Genomic DNA, 950 nt, shown 5'->3' with positions numbered 1-950 from the left:
CTCCAGGACCAGTACGCAGACCAGGAATCCTGTGAAGACTCCGCCGAAGATCAGGCCGATCCAGCGGGCGATCGAGAACAGCGGACCTTGCTTCATTCACAACTCCAGGGCGGCTGCGGGGTGGTGGGCGCTCGGTCACTCACTCGCTCACTCCGCCAGCCTTCCACAGATGTGGTCGAGTCCTGGTCGAGTAATTCAGGCGGCTTCCGTCTTGGCGCGCGGGGCTTCGCCGGACTGCCAGACGAGGTCGAAGTCGAAGCGGTGGATGCGCCAGCCGTGGGGGGTGCGGCGGGCTTCGGCCTCGTAGTGGCCGCCGATGGTGAAGTCGGCTGCCGGTTCGCCGGCCTGGCGGACGTGTACGGCCATCAGGTGGGCGCTCACCCGGGCCTCGTCGCCGTCCAGGTCCACGGTGTGGTTCGCGCTGATGTGGTGGGTGCGGGCGAAGGTGGTGCGGGCCATCTGCTGGAAGCCGGCCAAGCCCTCCAGGCCCTTGAACTCGCCGAAGGGGAAGGTCAGGTGGGCGTCCTCGGTGAAGATCTTGTCGAGCCAGGCGTCGCTGCCGCGGTCCTTGTCGAGGTGGTGGACGTAGCGGTCGCAGAGCTGGGTGAGCTCCAAGCGGTCGTTGAGGAGCTGTAGTTGGCGGTGGAGGGTTTCCAAGCCGGCCTCCGGCTGGGATGTAGGCATCTTCTAGTCCTTCTCTAGTGAGGTGTGCGGGTCAGGCTGCTCGTTGGAACTGGATGCTGCGCCAGGCCCGGGGCTGGAACGGGGTGGGCTGCTGGCGGTGCCAGCGGGCCGCTGTGGGTGGTCGGCGGACTTCCGTGCGGTCTGCGGGCGTGCTCATCAGGCGCTGGTGCAGGACTGCTATCACCGCGGCCAGTTCCTCGGGGGTCGGGTTGCCTCGCTCGATCTTCAGCTCAAGGGGGGTCATGGGTGGCCTTTCACTGGGGTGG

2 protein-coding genes are annotated in these 950 nt (G+C 67.1%); both read right to left on the bottom strand.

Translation table 11 applies throughout. The features are described 5' to 3' along the window. Positions 1-195 precede the first annotated feature (195 nt). Positions 196-684 carry a nuclear transport factor 2 family protein gene (locus TN53_RS40965; RefSeq protein ID WP_046263966.1) on the bottom strand — a complete coding sequence of 163 codons (489 nt, stop codon included), beginning with the start codon at positions 682-684 and terminating at the stop codon, positions 196-198. Positions 685-715: 31 nt separating this feature from the next. Then, on the bottom strand, positions 716-950 hold a 235-nt coding region (locus TN53_RS46235; RefSeq protein ID WP_267886606.1), incomplete at its 5' end, for an acyl-CoA carboxylase subunit epsilon.

The organism is Streptomyces sp. WM6386, from assembly GCF_000972385.1.
Lineage (GTDB): Bacteria > Actinomycetota > Actinomycetes > Streptomycetales > Streptomycetaceae > Streptomyces.
The sequence above is the reverse complement of the archived record's forward strand: the minus strand, read 5'-3'. Positions and strand labels throughout refer to the sequence as shown.

Bases quoted from the DNA above. Each gene is read 5' to 3' on its own strand.
- TN53_RS40965 (WP_046263966.1), bottom strand. From the start codon at position 684: ATGCCTACATCCCAGCCGGAGGCCGGCTTGGAAACCCTCCACCGCCAA.